The 20,617-nt window shown below is 55.0% G+C and carries 20 protein-coding genes; 1 reads left to right on the top strand and 19 read right to left on the bottom strand.

The genetic code is table 11. The features are described from left to right. Positions 1–9: 9 nt before the first annotated feature. From argC to sepF, 17 genes are all read right to left on the bottom strand, one after another. Positions 10–1,044 carry an N-acetyl-gamma-glutamyl-phosphate reductase gene (argC, locus tag AXE86_RS11500; protein WP_061946869.1) on the bottom strand — a complete coding sequence of 345 codons (1,035 nt, stop codon included), beginning with the start codon at positions 1,042–1,044 and terminating at the stop codon, positions 10–12. 287 nt (positions 1,045–1,331) lie between these two features. Next, complete coding sequence (thrB, locus tag AXE86_RS11505; protein WP_061946870.1) at positions 1,332–2,282, bottom strand: homoserine kinase; 951 nt, start codon at positions 2,280–2,282, stop codon at positions 1,332–1,334. Next, the gene (locus tag AXE86_RS11510; protein WP_061946871.1) at positions 2,279–3,580 is read right to left on the bottom strand and encodes a homoserine dehydrogenase; all 1,302 of its coding nucleotides are present in this window, start codon (positions 3,578–3,580) and stop codon (positions 2,279–2,281) included. Before AXE86_RS11510 ends, thrB begins: the two co-directional genes overlap by 4 nt. 91 nt (positions 3,581–3,671) lie before the next feature. Then, on the bottom strand, positions 3,672–4,253 hold the full coding sequence (gene plsY, locus AXE86_RS11515) for a glycerol-3-phosphate 1-O-acyltransferase PlsY (protein ID WP_061946872.1): 582 nt from the start codon (positions 4,251–4,253) through the stop codon (positions 3,672–3,674). Then, positions 4,250–5,575, bottom strand: coding sequence for a ribosome biogenesis GTPase Der (gene der / locus AXE86_RS11520; RefSeq protein WP_061946873.1), 1,326 nt, complete (start codon positions 5,573–5,575; stop codon positions 4,250–4,252). The genes plsY and der overlap by 4 nt, the downstream gene beginning before the upstream one ends. Before the next feature lie 26 nt (positions 5,576–5,601). Further along, positions 5,602–6,993 (bottom strand): DUF512 domain-containing protein, encoded by a 1,392-nt coding sequence (locus tag AXE86_RS11525; protein ID WP_061946874.1) that lies wholly within the window; start codon positions 6,991–6,993, stop codon positions 5,602–5,604. A 29-nt stretch (positions 6,994–7,022) separates the two neighbouring features. Then, complete coding sequence (locus AXE86_RS11530) at positions 7,023–8,732, bottom strand: proline--tRNA ligase (RefSeq protein WP_061946875.1); 1,710 nt, start codon at positions 8,730–8,732, stop codon at positions 7,023–7,025. Beyond that, positions 8,729–9,808 (bottom strand): flavodoxin-dependent (E)-4-hydroxy-3-methylbut-2-enyl-diphosphate synthase, encoded by a 1,080-nt coding sequence (gene ispG, locus AXE86_RS11535; RefSeq protein WP_061946876.1) that lies wholly within the window; start codon positions 9,806–9,808, stop codon positions 8,729–8,731. The genes AXE86_RS11530 and ispG overlap by 4 nt, the downstream gene beginning before the upstream one ends. Before the next feature lie 8 nt (positions 9,809–9,816). After that, a complete protein-coding gene (gene rseP / locus AXE86_RS11540) occupies positions 9,817–10,857 on the bottom strand; it encodes an RIP metalloprotease RseP (protein WP_061946877.1) in 1,041 nt (346 codons plus the stop codon). A gap of 20 nt (positions 10,858–10,877) precedes the next feature. Next, positions 10,878–11,699: a phosphatidate cytidylyltransferase gene (locus AXE86_RS11545; RefSeq protein WP_061946878.1), complete on the bottom strand. Its 822-nt coding sequence runs from the start codon at positions 11,697–11,699 to the stop codon at positions 10,878–10,880. 15 nt (positions 11,700–11,714) lie between these two features. Further along, positions 11,715–12,509, bottom strand: coding sequence for an isoprenyl transferase (locus AXE86_RS11550; protein ID WP_009442216.1), 795 nt, complete (start codon positions 12,507–12,509; stop codon positions 11,715–11,717). A gap of 82 nt (positions 12,510–12,591) precedes the next feature. Continuing rightward, the gene (locus tag AXE86_RS11555; protein WP_009442217.1) at positions 12,592–12,825 is read right to left on the bottom strand and encodes a hypothetical protein; all 234 of its coding nucleotides are present in this window, start codon (positions 12,823–12,825) and stop codon (positions 12,592–12,594) included. Next, a complete protein-coding gene (frr, locus tag AXE86_RS11560) occupies positions 12,825–13,382 on the bottom strand; it encodes a ribosome recycling factor (RefSeq protein ID WP_009442218.1) in 558 nt (185 codons plus the stop codon). Before frr ends, AXE86_RS11555 begins: the two co-directional genes overlap by 1 nt. Further along, on the bottom strand, positions 13,379–14,104 hold the full coding sequence (gene pyrH, locus AXE86_RS11565) for a UMP kinase (RefSeq protein ID WP_039980801.1): 726 nt from the start codon (positions 14,102–14,104) through the stop codon (positions 13,379–13,381). The genes frr and pyrH overlap by 4 nt, the downstream gene beginning before the upstream one ends. Positions 14,105–14,223: 119 nt before the next feature. Continuing rightward, the gene (gene tsf / locus AXE86_RS11570; RefSeq protein WP_061946879.1) at positions 14,224–15,090 is read right to left on the bottom strand and encodes a translation elongation factor Ts; all 867 of its coding nucleotides are present in this window, start codon (positions 15,088–15,090) and stop codon (positions 14,224–14,226) included. Between the two features lie 72 nt (positions 15,091–15,162). Further along, a complete protein-coding gene (rpsB, locus tag AXE86_RS11575) occupies positions 15,163–15,867 on the bottom strand; it encodes a 30S ribosomal protein S2 (RefSeq protein ID WP_009442221.1) in 705 nt (234 codons plus the stop codon). 212 nt (positions 15,868–16,079) lie between these two features. Then, on the bottom strand, positions 16,080–16,646 hold the full coding sequence (gene sepF, locus AXE86_RS11580; RefSeq protein WP_039980803.1) for a cell division protein SepF: 567 nt from the start codon (positions 16,644–16,646) through the stop codon (positions 16,080–16,082). A 233-nt stretch (positions 16,647–16,879) separates the two neighbouring features. Here sepF and AXE86_RS11585 point away from each other — a divergent pair, with 233 nt between their 5' ends. Then, entirely contained in the window at positions 16,880–17,917 is a 1,038-nt protein-coding gene (locus tag AXE86_RS11585) for an IS30 family transposase (RefSeq protein WP_061946880.1), read from the top strand. A gap of 66 nt (positions 17,918–17,983) precedes the next feature. On the opposite strand, the gene typA is transcribed toward AXE86_RS11585, so the two are convergent. Further along, a complete protein-coding gene (gene typA / locus AXE86_RS11590; RefSeq protein ID WP_061946881.1) occupies positions 17,984–19,801 on the bottom strand; it encodes a translational GTPase TypA in 1,818 nt (605 codons plus the stop codon). A 174-nt stretch (positions 19,802–19,975) separates the two neighbouring features. Beyond that, positions 19,976–20,533 (bottom strand): hypothetical protein, encoded by a 558-nt coding sequence (locus AXE86_RS11595; protein WP_009442225.1) that lies wholly within the window; start codon positions 20,531–20,533, stop codon positions 19,976–19,978. Between the last annotated feature and the right edge of the window lie 84 nt (positions 20,534–20,617).

The following is a 20,617-nucleotide window of genomic DNA, read 5'->3' on the forward strand; positions in this document are numbered from 1 at the left end:
CATTCCCATTTACGGATACATCGGCACAAGGTCGAGTCCTGTGCGCTCATCCAAATCAAGCGCGATGTTCATGTTCTGAATCGCCTGCCCTGCCGCGCCTTTGACGAGATTGTCAATCGCGGAAAAAACAATGACACGATGCGTGCGTGGATCAATATGCCATGAAATATCGCAGTAATTCGTTCCGCGCACATATTTCGTCGATGCATACGCTCCGCGCCCAAGCAGGCGGATGAAAAATTCATCTGCATACCGGGCAGTAAATGCCGCGTCCACATCCTCTCCCGTTACGCCGTCTGCGAGGCGCGCATAGCACGTGGCAAGAATACCGCGCGCAACGGGGGCAAGGTGCGGCGTAAAGTTGATCGTAACCGGCTCACCCGCCTGCTCTGAGAGCGCTTGCTCGATCTCCGGGGTGTGTCGATGACTGACTGCGCCATACGCCGTGAAGCTGTCGTAGAACTCCGGGAAATGCGTGCTCTCCTTCGGTGTACGCCCTGCACCGGAGACACCGGAAACCGCATCGACGAGAATCGAATCCATCTGTACGAGATGCTCCTGCACGAGCGGGGTCAGTGCGAGAATACCTGCCGTCGTATAGCAGCCTGCATTGCCGATGAGATGCGCCCCACGGATTGCATCGCGGTACAGCTCGGCAAGTCCATAGACCCGCTCTGCCTCCGGATCCGTGTGCGGGACATGATACCATGCCTCATAGACCGATGTGTCGGCAAAGCGATAGTCTGCCCCGAGATCAATGATATGCACCGGCAGATCAGCAATCGCCTTGACCAATTTCATTGCATGTCCATGCGGAAGTGCGATAAAGAGAACATCGCTGTCCACTGCCATACGGTGGACATCCTCCATCGAATCCAGTATATTGTCATAAATATGCGTTAAATGTGGATAAAGTTTCGATATTTTCTCGCCCGTATGGCGCTCCGATGTCAGATGTACAATCTCGGCATGCGGGTGGCCATGAAGAAGTCGGATGAGTTCTTCCCCTGCATAGCCAGATGCACCGATGATACTGACCTTCATGACTGTTCCTCCATCTCCCTAAAAAGATGTTTATGATTATACATCCTTTATGCATATTCTTGCAAGTATTTTTTTAAATATTATGCCCCCACTTCCTCTATTGCATGGAGTGGGGGCATATACTACGGGAATCACTGATAAATTCGGCACAATCATCTTGACGCATCTCTTTTGCCCGCACTTCGGCGGAAAATCCTTCACAGAGCACCACTCTGCATCCGGTTTTCCACCTCGTTCGGACGAAAAAATCTACGCCAATCCGGCAGACCTCATTTTATCAGTGATTCCTATGATTTTACATTCGCATTCCTGCGATGGAGGACACGCGCTCCCTTCGTATCGAGACGAAGCTGCAGGGGACGTGCTTCGATCTCGTGCGAACGGAATGCCTCGCGCATCGCATGGGCAACATCCTCGGTGCAGTTCCGTTTCTCCGGAACAAAGGAGATGAGACAGGGGCCCGCTCCGCTTAGCGCCGCGCCGCATGCCCCCGCCTTCTTTGCAGCGGCAAAGACATCGAACATCCCCGGGATGAGCGGCGCACGGTAGTTTTGATGCAGTGCATCCGCAAAGGCGTTGCACAGATGCTTCTCAGATCCGCGCGACAGAGCCGCCACAAGCATGGCCGCATGGCTGATGTTAAAGACAGCATCCTTCATCGGCACCTCGGCAGGGAGCACCTCACGCGCCGACTTCGTCGAGAGGTAAAAGTCCGGCACCATGACGACGAACCGCAGAAAGATACGCGGCAGGAAGGAAAAGCATTCCACCGTTCCATCCGTCACGGTATTTACCGTGAAGCCGCCATAGATCGCTGGTGCCACATTGTCTGGGTGCCCCTCAATGTCCGTCGCAAACTGCAGCAGCGCATGACGGTCAAACGGACTGCCAATGAGCGCATTTGCTGCTGTCAGTCCTGCGACAATCGCTGTCGCACTGCTGCCAAGCCCACGCGAGAGCGGAATACGGTTGCTCATGCGGATCTGTGCACCGCGAAATTCCTCCGCACGCCCCGCTTTCTCCAAGAGATAGCGGATGGACTTCCAGACGATATTGCGCTCGTCGCCCGGAATGTAGGCGGCGCCCTCACCGCGTGCCGCGATCAAAAGCCCCGGCTCACGCGTAAGCGTCAGGGTCATTTCGTTGTACAGCGTGCAGGCAAGGCCGAGCGCATCAAAGCCGGGACCGAGATTCGCGCTCGTCGCAGGGACACGTACGCGTACACTGCGCTCTGTCATAGTGTATCCTCCTGCCCGTCCGCCACACGGATCAGGCTGCGCACCTCGCGTACGACAGGAAGTGCCTGCAGTGATGCAGCAGCGGCAGAGGCAGCCGCATGTGTCACAACGTGTGTCACAGCAACGATCTCCGCATCTCCGCTCACCGTCGACCTTGCCTGAATGACCGACCGCAGACTGACCCCCGCGCGTCCAAATGTCGTTGCGATCTCACCGAGTACGCCCGGCTCATCGGCGACGACAAGGCGCAGATAATAAGAGGAGCGCGTCTTCTCCACAGGGCAGAGTTTTTTCTTCGCACCAATCCGATACTTCATGCGCCCCGTCGTCCCTGCAACAATATCGCGCGCAACCTCAATGACATCCGCGACCACAGCGGATGCCGTAGGAAGCGAGCCTGCACCGCGGCCGTAGAACATCGCCTCACCGATCACATTGCCGCGCACAAAGACCGCATTGAATACGCCGTTGATTGAGGCGAGCGGATGCGTCTTTGGGAGGAACACGGGATGCACACGCACATCGATTCCCTCCTCCGTATTGCGTCCCACTGCGAGGAGTTTGATGACGTAGCCAAGGTTCAGCCCGTACTCAATGTCATCTTCCGTAATATGTGAGATTCCCTCGACGGAGACATCCTCGAACTCGACGATGGTATCAAAGGCAAGTGACGCCAGAATCGCCGCCTTACGCGCGGCATCCAAGCCGTCTACATCCGCCGACGGATTTGCCTCAGCATAGCCCTTTTCCTGTGCACGGCGCAGTACAGCATCGTAGCTGATATGCTTCTCCGTCATCTTCGTCAGCATATAGTTCGTCGTTCCGTTGATGACGCCCATGACCTCGGAGATTTCGTTCGCCGTCAGACATTCCTTCAGCGGCTTGATGATCGGGATGCCGCCGCCGACACTGCCCTCATAGAGGAAATCGACGTGATGCTTATCCGCTATACCATAGAGCTCCCGCAAATGTTCGGCAATGACATCCTTGTTGGCGGTGACGACATGTTTGCCCGCACGCATGGCATGCAGCATGTAGTCCTTTGCCGGCATGAGCCCGCCCATCACCTCAACGACGATCGAGATCTCCGGGTCGTTCAGAATCTCATCAAAGTTGTCCGTGAGGGCAATCCCCTCTGCCTCCGGACGATATTTCTTCGCATCGCGGACGAGGATCTTCTTGATCTCGATACGTGCGCCGCAGCGCCCTGCAATCGTCTCTCCGTTCATAGACAGAGTGCGGACAACGCCGGAGCCGACCGTCCCCGCACCCAAAAGAGCTATCTTGACTGTATTCACAGAATCCCATCCTCCCTGACCACTGCTGCCGATGCACTATTTCAGTCCAAGTATATCATACCATACACGCCCAGTATCACAAAACAGTGCGTCAGATTTTATTTTCTGTTCCGTGCATCAGCCGTCCGATGTTCTCACGGTGACGGAGAATAACGAGGATCGCCGCCACAGCCGTAAAGAGAACGTACTCTGTCGGATACCCGTAAAGTGCCGCAAGGAACGGCGCAAGAAACGCCGCGACAACAGAGCCGAGGGAGACATAGCGTGACACATAGACGATCGTCAGCCAGATGACGAAGATAATAAACGTCACCTGCCCCATCAGCATCGTCAGAACGCCGAGTGAAGTCGCAACCCCCTTGCCGCCGTGAAAGCGAAGAAAGAGCGAAAAGCTGTGCCCGAGAATGGCGCACAATCCACCGACGACGGCAGCGAGCGGTGTACCGACAAGGAGCAGTCCAAGCATAACGCCCGCCTGCCCTTTCAGGCTGTCCGCAATGAATACGGCAATGCCCGCCGTCTTTCCGAGCGTGCGCCACGCATTCGTGGCGCCGATGTTGTGACTGCCATAGTCGCGCAGGTCCTTATGCCAGATCAGTTTTCCAAGAATCAGCCCGCTCGGAATCGATCCGATGAGATAGGCGGCGATGGCTGCAGCGAGATACATCATCATTCTTCCTCCTTGCGTGCACGCACTACGAGGCGGATCGGCGTTCCCTCGAAACCGAAGCTCTCGCGCAGACGATTTTCGATAAAGCGCAGATAGGAGAAGTGCATGAGTTCGGGGTCATTGACGAAAATAATGAACGTCGGCGGGACAATACTCACCTGCGTGACAAACAGAATCTTGAGCTGCTTGCCCTTCTTCGTCGGCGGCGGATTGACCGATACCGCATCGCGAATTAGCTCATTGAGTACACTCGTCTTGATGCGCATCGACTGCTGCTCCGCCACATATTTCACGAGCTCCGTCACACGCTCCACACGCTGTCCCGTCAAGGCCGACGTATAGAGGACAGGGGCATACTGGAGGAAGCCAAGCTTTTCGCGCAGATCATCTGTAAAGCGCAGCGTCGACTTGTCGTTCTTCTCTGGGAAAATATCCCATTTATTCACGACGATGATGACACCCTTGCCCGACTCGTGCACATAGCCCGCAATCTTCGTATCCTGTTCCAGAATCCCCTCGGCAGCGTTGATGACCATGAGGACAACCCCCGCACGGTCGATCGCGCGCAGGGAGCGCATCACGCTGTACCGCTCCACAGGCAGAGTGATCTTTCCCTTGCGCCGCATCCCTGCCGTATCAATGAGAAGATACTTTGCACCGTCTTTGGTAAAATGTGTGTCAATCGCATCGCGGGTCGTCCCCGGCACATCACTGACGATCACGCGCTCCTCACCGAGCAGACGATTCACGAGCGATGATTTGCCGACATTTGGACGACCGACGACGGCAATAGCGATCTCATCCGTCTCCTGTGACTCCGCCGGCTCTTCCGGGAACGCCGCGACGACGGCATCCAGCAGATCGCCGAGATTCATCGCATTGGAGGCAGAGATGGGAATCGGGGCACCGAGCCCAAGCGAATAGAAATCGTAGATCAGCGCCTCACGCTCAAAACTGTCGATCTTGTTGACCGCCAGAATCACGGGTTTTTTCGTCCGCCGCAGAAGACGTGCGACCTCCTCATCCGAAGTTGTCAGTCCTGCCCGCCCATCGACGAGAAAGAGGATAACATCTGCCTCCTCCATCGCCAGCTCTGCCTGAGAACGCATCGAACGCAGGATATGGTCGCTCTCATCGAACTCTATGCCGCCGGTGTCAATGATCGTAAACTCATGGTTCAGCCACTCCGCATCCAGATAGATGCGGTCACGCGTCACGCCCGGCATATCATCGACAATGGAGACACGCTTTTTGCCGATCTGATTGAACAGCGTTGACTTCCCGACATTGGGCCGCCCGACCACTGCCACAATAGGTTTGCTCATGATCCCTCACTCCTCTCCCTGCATCCTCAGCGATTTCCTGCCACAGGCTTTGTATAGCCCGCGTTGCTCTGCCATGTATAACCACCGCTCGCACGTGTGCGATGATAATGTGCCCAATCCGAAAGTGCCGCATAGTAGTCCGCGCCCGTCGCTACCGGCTCGATGCGCAGGGCAGGAAATTCCGTCCGTAGGGCATCAAGAGTCATATCATCCAGAAAGACATCCTCCCCCTCACGCAATGCCGATGCGGGAATGAGTACACCGTCAACGTCACGGGGCATCTTTCGCAGGGCCGCTGCAATATCTGCACCGATGAGGAGGCCCGACACATTGACCATCGCACCGAAATGACGATTTTCAACGGGCAAGACGAAAATATTCTGCTCCAGAGGATCAAGCTCCCGCGCCTTTGCCGCCAGAACGGGAGCAACCGCGGTTCCGCTCACGACGGCGAGGTGAGCGTCGCATGCGGCGCCGCGCTCCTTTGCCGCATCCCACTCCCCGATGAAGCTGCGCGTCAGCCCAATCCCATTGTCGAGCTGGGGAAAGCCATCGTACATTGCGGCAGGCGGAACCTCGCGCCCTGCCAGAAAGTAAAATTCATCGGCAAGGTAGATGAAGGTACGCCCTTCTTCTACACGCATTTTTTCCTGCCACGGCTCGACCTGGTCGATCACGCGCGATGCACCGTCCCGATCAAACTGAACGAGCGGGAACGGATCCGTTCGATGCTTTGTCAGTCCAACGGGTACGATGGCGAGCGAAAGTGCATGAGGACGCCGCGCCGTAATGTCACGAATCGTCCGCTCGAGTTCCTCTCCGTCATTCAGCCCGGCACAGAGCACCACCTGCGTATGATACTCCACGCCCGCCTCTTCGAGCCGCGCGAGCTGCCCAAGAATATCCCCTGCCCACGAACATCGCAGTATCTCCGCACGCAGGACGGGATTCGTACACTGCACCGATACGTAGAGAGGAGAGAGATGCAGCCGTGCAATACGCGCGTAATCCGCCTCCCCCATGTTGGTCAGTGTCACAAAATTACCATAGAGAAAGGACAGGCGGTAATCGTCATCCTTCACAGAAAGGCTGTGGCGCATGTGCGGGGCAATCATATTGACAAAGCAGAAATAGCAGTGATTCGCACATTCACGAATCCCGTCGAATACGGCGCTCTCAAACTCCACGCCGAGCTCCTCGTCATAGTCCTTGTCGAATGCAATGCACTCCTGCGTCCCATCGGCATGTTCAACGAGAAGCTCAATCTCCTCGTCCGCCATCGCAAAGCTGACGTCAATAATATCGCGCAGCGGCATATCGTTGATCGCAAGGATCTTATCCCCCGCCACAAGCCCCAGCTCATCGGCAAGGCTTCCCTCCGGCACGCGAAGAATTACTCCTGGATATGCCTTTGCCACATTCCCCTCCCCTTCTCGAAGCAGCTATTTCAAAGTACTGCCAGCATATCCTTCACGCCCTTCAGGTACGTATCCCGCGCAAAGTTCACGAGTTCACCGGATTGGCGGATCTTCACCTCAATCGTTCCATTTTCTATGGTCTTGGGTCCGATCGCAATGCGCACAGGATAACCGATGAGATCACAGTCGTTGAACTTCACGCCCGCACGCTCACGACGGTCATCGAGCAGTACATCGACACCTGCAGCACGCAGCTCCTCGTAAATCTCCTCAGCGTATGCGAGCTGTTCCTCCACCTTGGCGTTTACTGCCACGACGACGACTTCGTACGGTGCAATCGCACGCGGCCAAATGATGCCATGTGCATCGTGGTTCTGTTCGATTGCCGCCGCCATCGTGCGCCCGACACCGATACCATAGCAGCCCATCTGTAGGGGCTGCGTCTTCCCAGACTCATCGAGGAACGTCGCCCCCATTGCCTCACTGTACTTCGTGCCGAGCGCAAAGATCTGTCCTGCCTCAATGCCCCGTCCGATATGAAGATGTCCTACTCCGCAGGAAGGGCACAGATCGCCCTCTGCAACAAGGCGAATATCCGTCACGGTCACTGACCCAAAGTCGCGCTGCGGGTTGACGTTAATATAGTGAAAGTCCTGTTCATTGGCGCCAGAGACCGCATTGTGCATCCGCATGGCCGTCTCATCAACCACGATACACGTGCCCTCTTTGATGCCAATCGGGCTCATAAAGCCCGGGCACCCGCCAGCCGCGCGAATGGCCGCCTCATCCGCCATACGCAGCTCCTGTGCCCCAACGGCATTCGCAAGCTTCACTTCATTGACTTCGTGGTCGCCGCGCAGGAATGCGAGGACGAGTACATCCTCCTCGGTCTGATAGGCGACTGCCTTGATCGTCTTCTCGACAGGAATCCTGAGATACTCAGCAAGCATGGCAATCGTATGAGCATCGGGCGTTGCCACTTTTTCAAGCGGCAGTGCTTCCTCCGCAGCGGCATCGATGGGACGCAGTGCCGCCTTCTCGTCACTCGCAGCATAGCTGCACGCATCACAGCAGGCAATACGCGACTCCCCCTCAGGGGCAAGAACGGTAAACTCCTCCGAGTGCCCGCCGCCGATTGCACCGCTGTCGGCCTCCACCGCACGGAAGTTCAGTCCGCAGCGCGTGAAAATATTCGTATAGGCCACGGCCATCTTGCGATAGGACTCGTTCATCCCCGCGATATCCTTGTCAAAGGAATAGAGATCCTTCATGATGAACTCACGGCTGCGCATCACTCCAAAACGTGGGCGACGCTCATCACGGAACTTGTCCTGAATCTGATAGAGCATGAGCGGGAGCTGCTTGTACGAGCGCACCTCATCACGCACGAGCGCCGTAATCATCTCCTCATGCGTCGGTCCCATGCAGAACTCGCGGCCATGGCGATCCTTCACGCGAATCATCTCCGCGCCGTATGCTCCCCAGCGGCCGCTCTCCTCCCAGAGTTCGGACGGCTGCAGGATTGGCATCATGATCTCCTGTCCGCCTGCGGCATCCATCTCCTCACGGATGATCTGCTCAATCTTTCGGATGGTGCGCCACGCGAGCGGCAGATAGGTATACATCCCGCCGGCAGACTTGCGAATGAGACCAGCGCGGTACATGAGCTGATGGCTCGCAATCTCCGCCTCCGCAGGCGTATTTCTAAGGGTAGGCGCGTACAGATTCGTTGCTCTCATGACCGTTTCCGTTCCTCCAATATCGCATCAATCTCCCGAAAAAGTTCGGGCAGCAGTTCTTCTTCCTTTACCTTGCGAATGACCTCTCCCTTGCGGAAGATCAGCCCCTCGCCATTGCCGCCGGCAATACCGACATCCGCACCGCGTGCCTCACCGGGACCATTGACAACACAGCCCATCACAGCCACCTCGATGGGATCCTCCATGCCGCGCAGACGTTCCTCGACCTTCTCCGCGATGGAGGCGAGATCGATGCTCGTCCGCCCGCACGTAGGACAAGCGACGAGCGTTGGCCCATACTCCTTCAGACCGAGCGCCTTCAGAATCTCATTTGCCGTACGAACTTCGACGACGGGATCACCTGTCAGCGAGATGCGTATCGTATCACCAATTCCCTCGGCGAGGAGAGCCCCGACACCGACAGCAGACTTAATGATGCCCGTCCCCGCCGTGCCCGCTTCCGTGATACCGAGATGCAGCGGGTAGTCTGTGCGTTCACTCATCAGACGGTAGGCCGCAAGTGTCAGCGGGACATCATGTGCCTTGAGCGAAATCTTCATGTCATGAAAATCCAGCTCCTCCAGAATGCGCACGTGTTTCATGGCAGATTCAACCAAGGCCTCCGCCGTGACGCCACCATACTTCTTGAGCATTTTATGGTCAAGTGAGCCGGCATTCACGCCGATGCGGATGGGGATCCCCCCCTCACGTGCCGCCGCGACGACCTTTTTCACGCGCTCCGTCCCACCGATATTGCCGGGATTGATGCGCAGAGCCGCAATCCCCTGTGCCATCGCCTCAAGCGCAAGCTTGTAGTCAAAGTGGATATCGGCGACAAGCGGAGTTTTCACCTGGTGAATGATATTGCCGAGGTTCTTTGCCGCCGCCATATCTGGCACAGCGAGGCGTACGATATCACAGCCTGCCGTCGCGAGTTCGCGGATCTGCCTTACTGTAGCCTCCGTATCCGTCGTCTTCGTGTTGCACATGGACTGCACGGAGATCGGTGCACCACCCCCGATGGGGATATTCCCAATATGAATCTGCCGCGTGCGGCGGCGTTCAAATGTTGACATGACGCGGGTCAGCCTCCTGCAAAAATACGTACGACATCATTCTTCATCGCGAGCAGCATCAACAGAATAATCAGCCCCACACCCGCATTTTGGATATAGTGCATGACCTTCGGGCTCAGGGGCTTGCCACGCACCGCCTCAACACAGAGCGTCAGAAAGTGTCCGCCGTCCAGTGCCGGTACGGGCAGAAGATTGATGATCGCAAGATTGAGACTGAGGAGTGCGGCGAAATTGAGGAGCGGAACAATGCCCATCTCTGCGACTTCTCCCGCCATCTGTGCCACACCGATTGGCCCCGCAAGTTCCGAGCCGGAGAGCTCCAGAATGATCCGATAGAGCGCATCGAGCATCATCACGACAATCATCGCCGTCCGCTCAAATGCCATCGAGATGGACTGGAAGAAGCCAGGATAGGTGCTGGTATAGGCATTCACAATGCCGATGTATCCACGCTGCTGTGAGGCATCATAATGTGGGGTCACACTGACCGTCAGCTCCTGCTCATTGCGCTCCACCTGCATCGTCATCGGAACTGTTCCGTGGTTTGTGCGAATGGCGTCCACCATCTCCTGCCACGTCTCGATGGGCTTACCATCGATCGCAATGATGCGGTCATTCGCCATGAGCCCCGCCTGTGCAGCAGGATTATCGGCAAGCACCTTGCCAAGAACAGGCGCAGGATTCGGCGTCTGCACCCCGGCAAAGAAAAAGATCCCGAAAAAAAGAACGATCGGCAGGATAAAATTCATCGCCGATCCAGCAAGAATCACAATCATGCGGGAGAGAATCGGCTTGCGGCAATAGCCGCGATCACCGGCATCGTTGTCATCTGCTGCCATACCGGCAATATCATTGAATCCGCCCAGCGGAACTAGACGGATCGAATAGACTGTCTCTCCATAGCGAAAATGCACAAGACGCGGTCCAAAGCCGATGGCAAATTCATCCACGCGCATCCCAGTCAGTTTTGCCGTGATAAAATGCCCCAGCTCGTGCACAAAGACGAGCAGTCCGAAGACAAAGACTGTCGCAGTAATTTTCTCTAACATCCAAGCTCCTTTTGCCCCACTCAGCGCAGGACAATGTATACCGTATAGTAATAGACCAGCGGCGCCGTAAAGAGGACACTGTCAAAGCGATCCCATACACCGCCGTGCCCCGGGATAATCGCGCCCGAGTCCTTGATGCCCGTCTGTCGCTTCATCATGGACTCGACAAGATCACCAAGCGTACCGAGCACGGCAATCGCTGCGCCCAGTGCAGCCATCTGCGGCAGCGGCATTGCGAGAAGCCAGCCAAGCCCCACAATGACAGCAATCGTACCGATCAGGCCGCCAAAGAATCCCTCGATCGTCTTATTCGGGCTAATAGCAGGTGCCAGCTTGTGCGAGCCAAACGCACGCCCGGCAAAATAGGCGAAACTGTCACTCGCCCATGTCCCGATAAACATCACCCAGACCATCGCTGCTCCGCAGGAAAACGTCTCAATCGGCGTCGTATAGACAGGCCCCGTCATATTCCGCAGGAGAATAAGCAGTGCAAATGGCATGCCGATGTAGCAGATCCCCGCCACAGAAACAGTCGCATCGTGAACTGACACATCGCCGCGCAGGAGGACGCAGGTCATCAGGGCTAGCGTCGAGGATGCGATCAAGGCAAGCAAAATCACGCTCTCCTGCCCGATGAACGCGCCATACAGCATCCCCCCGATGCCAAGAATACCGGAGAATAAGGCAGGACTACCTCCACGGTGCGAAAATGCACGTGTATACTCAAACCACGCGAGAGCTGCGAGCACCGCTGCGGCAACCGTAAACGTTGTTCCGCCCGTCTGTATAACATATCCTGCAATACCAATGCCGATAATGCCGGAGATAATGCGTGTAATCAAAGACAGCCTCCATCTTTATTCTTCTGTAGTAAGCCCGCCAAAGCGCCGACTTCGTCCTGCAAAGTCCTCAATGGCACGCTTAAGTTCTTCCGGTGTGAAATCCGGCCAATGCGTCTCCGTAAAATATAGCTCTGCATAGGCAGACTGCCATAGGAGGAAGTTGCTCAGGCGAAGATCGCCGCTCGTACGGATGAAGAGATCCACGGGCGGATCGCCCGCCGTATCGAGTGCATTGGAAAAGAGAGCCTCGTCGATTTCCTCGGGGCGAAGCTCCCCTTCTGCGACACGCGTGGCCAACTTGCGAACAGCACGCACGATCTCATCCTGGCTGCCATAATTCGCCGCCAAATTAAAATGCACGCCGGTATTATGCGCCGTACGCTGCTCTGCATCCTCCATACGGGCAAGGAAACGATCAGAGAAGCGATCCCGCCGACCGATGAAGCTCATACGGACATTTTGCTCATGCATCTCCGTGATCTCCTTCTCCAGGAAAGAATCGAAGAGATTGAGCAGAAAATCGACTTCCCGATGAGGGCGCTTCCAATTCTCTGTTGAAAAGGCATAGACGGTCAACACCTCTATGCCTATATGCGAAGCGGCACGAACAATACGCTTCAAGGTACGCGCCCCCGCCTCATGGCCTGCCGAGCGTGATTTTCCTTTCCCTTCTGCCCATCTTCCATTGCCATCCATCACGATGGCAACATGACGTGGCAGACTGGCACGATCGAGTGCAAGATTGGAAAGGCTGTGATCGCTGTCGATGTCCGGCGTATCATTTTTTTTGCCGAATATTCTCTTCCACATATCAAATCTTTCCCCTTCTCCTATGCCTTTACTCTTCTACCAAAACACCCCTTCGGCGGATGCCGAAAGGGGTGTCGCGCATTCAGCGGAAATGTTCTTCGTAGGCGGCGACAGTCGGACTGCACAGCGGAAGTTCCGTGAGCGTGACCTGATGCACAGCCCCATTCTGGTGAACACGAATGACATAGGACTGCGTCTCATCGACGGGAAAAAAAGGACGTGATGCACGCGATACCGATATCGTGTAGGATGCGCCTTCGGCATCCAGCTCCCGTCGCACCTCATCCCATGGACGTGCCGAAAAGGAATCCTCCATCAGATCTCCATGACCTCTTTTTCCTTTGCTGCACGCATCTCGTCCATCTGCTTGACGAACTTATCGACGAGCTTTTGCACAGAGTCCTGACCGCGCTTGGACTCGTCCTCATTGATCTCCTTGTCCTTCTCGAGCTTTTTGATCGCCTCGTTTGCATCGCGTCGGATATTGCGCAGAGCGACCTTCGCCTCTTCCGTCTTCTTGCCGACCGTCTTGATCAGCTCCTTGCGGCGCTCCTGCGTCGGTTGAGGGATCGCAAGGCGAATCACATTCCCGTCAGAGTTCGGCGAAAGACCAAGATCAGACTTTGAGATGGCGATTTCGATCTCATGCAGAATAGACTTCTCCCACGGCGTAATGACGATCATGTGCGGCTCCGGCACCGTCACCTTGGCAAGCTGGTTGACCGAGGTCGGTGTCCCATAGTAGGGCACCATGATCTTATCCAAGAGATTCGGCGTTGCGCGTCCTGCGCGCAGCGAAGAGAACTCGCGGCGAAGCGCCTCGATCGCCTTACTCATACTCTCCTCATGCTTTGACAGAATATCCTTGATCATACTGCTTCGCCTCCTACTGTTGTGCCAATCGGCTCGCCAAATGCTGCCCGTGCAATATTTTCATGCACATCAATATTAAACACCACCATGGGGATGTTATTCTCCATGCAGAGACTAGTCGCCGTCGCGTCCATGACCGCGAGTCCCTTGTTCAGAATATCAATATATGCCAGTTTCTCAAAACGCTTGGCATTGGGGTTCTTATTCGGGTCGGAATCGTAGATGCCGTCCGTTCCCTTCTTCGCCATGAGAATAACGTCCGCCTCGATCTCCGCAGCGCGCAGAGCGGCCGTCGTATCCGTGGAAAAATAGGGATTCCCCGTACCTGCACCGAAGATCACCACGCGCCCCTTCTCCATGTGACGGATGGCACGGCGGCGAATATACGGTTCTGCCACCTGACGCATCTCAATGGCACTCTGGACGCGCGTGTCAACGTCCTGATTTTCGAGAGCATCCTGCAGGGCGAGTGCGTTCATCACAGTCGCCATCATCCCCATATAGTCTGCCGTCGTGCGGTCCATCCCCTTCGCACTGCCCGCGAGTCCGCGCCAGATATTTCCTCCGCCGACCACAATGGCGACATCGATACCGTGATCGCGTACCTTCTTAATCTGCGCGGCAATTGCCTCGACAACCTGTGGATTGATCCCGAATCCCTGATCTCCCGCGAGCGCTTCTCCGCTCAGCTTCAACACGACGCGACGATATTTCGTTTCCAAGACGACTCCTCCTGTCACGCACATTCTCTGCGCCATTATAGCACATTTTTCCAAAAAAATCCGCAGACCATCTGCAAAAAAGAGCTGCCGTCGGGCAGCTCTCCTCTCTTCATATCATCTTACTTCATCTGAGCAGCGACCTCTGCAGCGAAGTCCTCCTGCTTCTTCTCGATGCCTTCGCCCAGCTGATAGCGCGTAAACGCCTTGATCTCTACCGAGCCGAGCACATCTGCAATCTTCTTCTCCGGATCCTTGACGAATTTCTGCTCAAGCAGGCAGACTTCCTCATAGAACTTATTGATACGCCCTTCAACCATCTTCTCGATGATCTTCTCGGGCTTGCCCTCCTCAAGCGCCTGTTTACGGAGGACTTCCTTCTCATGCTCGATATGATCAGCCGTCACGCCTGCACGATCAATCGCGAGCGGCGCCGCTGCCGCAATCTGCATCGCAATATCCTTGCCGAGCTGCTCATCCCCACCGGAAAGCTCAACGAGGACGCCGATCTTACCGCCCATGTGGATGTACGTTGCCACACGGCCTGCATCCTCATAGCGGGCGAAGCGGCGAAGGGAAATCTTCTCCCCGATCGTTGCCGTTGCCTCGGTAATGAGGGAGGCAACATCCTTGCCATCCAGAGTGCTTGCATTCAGTGCATCGAGATCTGCCGGGTTCGTCTCTGCAATGTGCTTTGCGACCTTCGCACTGAGCTCACGGAACTGTTCATTGCTGGCAGCAAAGTCCGTCTCGCAGTTGATCTCGACAATGACACCGACCTTCGCGTTGGACGAGAGATATGCTGTCACCGCGCCCTCAGCAGCGATGCGTCCCGCCTTCTTCTCGGCCTTTGCAATCCCCTTCTCGCGCAGATAGTCGATTGCCTGCTGCATATCGCCGTTCGTCTCTGCGAGAGCCTTCTTGCAGTCCATCATACCTGCGCCCGTGCGCTCACGCAGTTCCTTTACCATCGCTGCACTAATTGCCATTATCGTTCCTCCTATGATCGTTCCATAAAAAAGGGGTAAGGGGATAATGCTCCCTTACCCCACTGTCTTTGATTACTCAGCCGCTTCCTGTGCGCCGCCCTGATTTCCCTCGAGCACAGCGTCTGCCATGCAGCCCGTGAGAAGCTTCACGGCACGGATCGCATCGTCGTTGCCCGGGATCACATAGTCGATCTCATCCGGGTCACAGTTCGTGTCGACAATCGCGACGATGGGAATGTTCAGCTTGCGTGCCTCGGCAACCGCAATACGCTCCTTGCGCGGGTCAACGACAAAGAGTGCACCCGGCAGACGGTTCATATCCTTAATACCGCCCAGATAACGCTCGAGCTTCTCCTTCTCGTGGCGCAGCCCCTGCACTTCCTTCTTCGTGAGAACCTCGAACGTGCCGTTCTCCTCCATCTCCTCAAGTGCCTTGAGACGATGAATACGACGCTGAATCGTCTGGAAGTTCGTCAGCATGCCGCCGAGCCAACGCTCGTTGACGTAGTACATATTCGCACGGAGCGCCTCCTCGCGGATGGCCTCCTGTGCCTGCTTCTTCGTGCCGATGAAGAGCACGGACTTCCCTTCCTGCGCAACGCTGCGAAGGAAATTGTACGCCTCATCCACCTTGCGCACCGTCTTCTGCAGATCAATGATGTAGATCCCATTGCGCTCCGTGAAGATGTAACGTGCCATCTTCGGGTTCCAGCGACGCGTCTGATGTCCGAAATGGACACCTGCCTCCAGAAGCTGCTTCATAGAAATGACTGCCATAAAATACCTCCTGTTGTTCTTCCGCGCTTCTCATCCGCTGTACCACCGCATAAATACGGCACAGAACAGCTATCGAAAACGCGTGTTTTTTACACTAGGGCGTATTATAGCATACCATAGGCGCTAAAACAACGCCCTGCAGAATTTTTTTACAAAAAAAGAGCTCCAGCACGAAGACGTTGGTCTTCGCGTAGAGCTCCTCTGCCTATCATTCAGTTGGTCTTCGTCGCTGCAAGTGGATCCGTCACATCAACACCCTTCGGTGCATAAAGTATGATCGTACTCGACACGACATGTGCCGTGCCATGCATCACATAGCAGGCACCATTCAGGAAGTCACAGACACGACGGCGTTCCGGCTCGCTCATGCAGTCAAAATTCACGGCGATCGCAATCCCCTGTTTCAGCTGGACCACCGCCGGGGCCGCATCATCGTAACGACGCGGACGATGAATCCGCACGCGCAGTTCCGATACCTTCGTCGTATGTACCGTCAGCGGCGTCGAACTCCCCTCCCCTGTCACAGGCGTACGCGGAGACTGAAAGGAACTGGTGCTGCCATAGGAAGGCGATGAGAATGACGACACCGTTCCCCCATTGGCAACGCGTCGCTGGGAAGCAAAACTCTGCTGTGCTGCCTGCGTCGTCTGAGCAGTCTGTGACGCCTGCTGTGCTCGAATCGCCTCTTCCTCTTCTTCGTCCTCAGCAATCGGTATAAATGAGTCCACAACGTGTGAAACCATATCTTTCACACGTGAAAACAAAGATTCCGCCCCCATATACCTCTTCCTTCCTTGATCTGTATCATCCGCCGAAAATTGGCGATAAACTCTCATCCTGCTAACGCAGACATACTATCATATTTCTTTCAGAAAAGCAAGTGCACCGACAAGAAAGTTGATGAAAAAACTTTTCGGTTCATTGTAAAATGAAATCGGACACATAAAAAAGTAGAACATACAGAATCAATCTGGTAAAATATCTTTGCACAAACACTACCAGGAGGTTCTGTATGTCCCACACTCATTCTACCACAAAACGCCGCACATTCAAGCACTTAAACGCCTATCAGCGCGGGCAGATCGAAGCGATGCTGCGTTTCGGTGTCCCCAAGGTGAAAATCGCCAAAGATCTTGGCATCGCCCGCTCCACCTTGTACGAGGAAATAAAGCGCGGCACGGCAGCGCAGAAGCGTTCCGATTGGACGTACTATGAGCAGTATTTTGCACAGTCCGGTCAAATGCGCTATGAGCGCAATCGTGAGAACTCCGGAAAACCGTCCAAATTTAATGCTGCACAGGACTTCATCCGGTATGTAGAAAACGCCATTCTCAAAGACAAACACTCTCCTGATGCAATCTGCGGGCGTGCCAAGCGTATGAATCTGTTCGAGGTGTCTGTCTGCACAAAGACCATCTACAACTACATTGCGATGGGGCTGCTCAAGGTCAAAAACATCGACCTGCGACAGAAGGTACGCCGTCGTAAGCGCAAAGAGAAAAAGAACCATGACGACGGCAGGACGCTCGGTGAGAGTATTGACCGCCGTGACCCTCTTGTTGATGAACGCTCCACCTTTGGAAATTGGGAACTTGACACCATCGTCGGGAAAAAGGGAACGGATCCTGTTCTGCTTGCCGCAGATGAACGTAAGAAGCGAAAGAGACACCTTATAAAGATTCGTGCAAAGACCGCAGAGGCAGTTGCCGAGGGGATTGCCAAACTAAGAGAGCTCTATGGGGCACAATTTTCACAGGTATTTCGTACGATCACCTGCGACAATGGGAGCGAGTTCGCTCGTCTGCAAGAAGCTGTTCCAGAGGCGAAGGTGTACTATGCTCATCCTTACGCACCTTGGGAACGTGGAACGAACGAGAAGCAGAATGCCCTCGTTCGGTATTTCATCCCGAAGGGCATGGATATGACGAACTTGAGCGAGGAAGAAGTGCAGCGCGTAGAGGATTGGATCAATTCACTGCCACGTAAAATTCTAGGTTATGAGACGCCACAAGAGCGCTTCGATGCCGCGCTAAAAAATCTTCACCCATAATTTTTGATTCTGTTATGCTCTACTGTCCGATTTGATATTGCAATTTAGGGAAAAAACTTTTCATCGTTACTTGCGCGCATTCTTCGCCGCACGGCCGCGCGCCGTACGATCGAGAATCGCCTTGCGCAGGCGAATATTCTCCGGCGTCACCTCGACGAGCTCATCATCATTGATATACTCCAGTGCCTGCTCCAGACTCAGAATACGCGGCGGTGTCAGGCGGATCGCCTCATCTGAGGCAGAGGTACGCATATTCGTGACATTCTTCTTCTTGCACGGATTGATGTCCATATCAATATCGCGTGAGTTCTCCCCGACAATCATCCCTTCGTAGACCTGCTGGCCCGGCGAGATAAACATCGTCCCGCGATCTTGCAGGGAGAAAATTCCGTACCCCGTCGTCTCACCCTGCTCAAACGCAACAAGCGACCCATGCGAACGGCCCGTCATATCCCCCTTGTACGGAACATAGCCGTGGAAGATATGATTCATAATCCCATTGCCCTTCGTACTCGTCAGGAGCTCCGAACGGAAGCCGATCAGCCCGCGCGCCGGGATAAAGAACTCCATGCGGATATAGCCCGACAGCTCCGTCATATTCGACAGCTCCGCCTTGCGCGTACCGAGCGCCTCCATCACGGCGCCCATATACTCCTGCGGAACCTCAACCGTCAGATTCTCCATCGGCTCGCACTTCTGTCCGTTGATCGTCTTGTAGACAACCTCGGGCTTTCCGACCTGCAGCTCATAGCCCTCACGGCGCATCTGCTCGATCAGGATGGAAAGATGCAGCTCACCACGTCCCGATACCTTGAACACATCGGCGGAATCCGTCTCCTCGACGTGCATGGCGACATTCGTCTCGATCTCCTTGAACAGGCGATCACGCAGATGGCGCGACGTAACGAACTGCCCCTCACGGCCTGCAAACGGACTCGTATTGACACCGAAGGTCATGGAGAGCGTCGGCTCATCAATATTGATCGTCGGCAGTGCCTCCGGATTCTCCGCGTCTGCCACAGTATAACCGATGCTCACATCGCCGAGCCCCGTCAGAGCGACGATCTCGCCCATCCCCGCTTCATCGACTTCGACGCGCTTGAGTCCCTGATACACATAGACCTTGCCGACCTTTGCCTTCGTCTCATGGTCGCCGCTGATCACAACCACATTTTGATTGGGGCGCACCGATCCACGAATCACGCGCCCAATGGCAACGCGACCAACATAGTCGTCTGCTTCGAGCGTCGTCACCATCATCTGCAGAGGCCCCTCCGCATCGCCCTGCGGCGCCGGAATCTCCTTCACGATGGTCTGCATCAACGGCTCGAGATTATCGTTCGTATTCTCCATGTTAAACTTGGCGATACCGTCGCGCGCCGCCGCATAGATCACGGGAAAATCGAGCTGGTCATCGTCCGCATCCAGCTCCATAAAGAGCTCCAAAACCTCATCGTACACATCGTCCACACGCTGATCCGGACGGTCGATCTTGTTGATGACAACAATCGGCTTCAACCCTTGTTCGAGTGCCTTGCGCAGAACATACTTCGTCTGCGGCATCGGGCCCTCAAACGCATCGACGAGCAGGAGAACACCGTCCACCATGTTGAGAACGCGCTCCACCTCACCACCGAAATCCGCATGACCGGGAGTATCCACGATATTGATCTTGATCCCATCATAGAGGATCGCCGTATTCTTCGAAAGAATCGTAATCCCACGCTCGCGCTCGATATCACCCGAGTCCATCACGCGCTCGTTCACCTGCTCGTTCGAGCGAAACACGTGGCTCTGCTTCAGCATCGCATCGACCAGCGTCGTCTTACCATGATCAACGTGAGCAATAATCGCGATATTGCGCAGTTTTTCATTGATCGCCATATATCATATTCCTCCCCATAGTTCCGTTCAAAAGATAGTGTGTCTATCTTAGTATAGCAAAGCATCTTTGTCAACAGGTATTATGAGCAGATGCTACATCTTCCCACGCAAAAGAAAAAAGCCGTGACACAAAGCCAATTAACTTCGTGCCACAGCCCCACTGTATGAAAGAGCTTACTTTCCTTTGCTCTGCGCCTCCACCGAACGCTGCCAATTCTTGTAGAACTGCTCAGAAAGCTTGGAGAACGTCGCCACCGTATTCCCATCTGACTTATTTGCACGCACCTCATACGTGTAGAGGAGCTCGTTCGTACCGGCACGGTAAACATCGAAGAAGAACACCGTACGGCTATTATTCGCAACGGTCAAAATGACATAGGCATTCGCATAGGAAGCAACATTATCCTTGAACGCCTTTGCTGCATCACGGCGCGGAAGAGCCTTCAGATCGATCCCCTTGCTCTGCTGGAGATCACTCGCAACCGTATCATAGCTGACCACATTGGCACGCGTCACATTGGACGCATCTGCCTCAATCTGCGTCAAAATATCAATGGAAGGAGCGGTATTCTCAACCTGCACATAAAGCGGAGCTCCGATCGCCAAACGATTGACATTTGTAAGCACCGCGCCCTCGGGCAGCGTAACCTTATCCGTAAAAGGGGAAGCACTCACCTGTACGGCAAGCAGCGTGAGACACAAGACAAGCGCCATTTGGACGAATTTCTTCATAGATCGATCTCCTCCTTAAATAGACAGCAAAAGCTCTTTGCTGTTCGTCATTCTACACTATAATGGAATGTTTGACAAGAAAAA

It is taken from the genome of Selenomonas sp. oral taxon 136 (assembly GCF_001554015.1).
In the GTDB taxonomy this organism is placed as follows: Bacteria; Bacillota; Negativicutes; order Selenomonadales; family Selenomonadaceae; genus Centipeda; species Centipeda felix.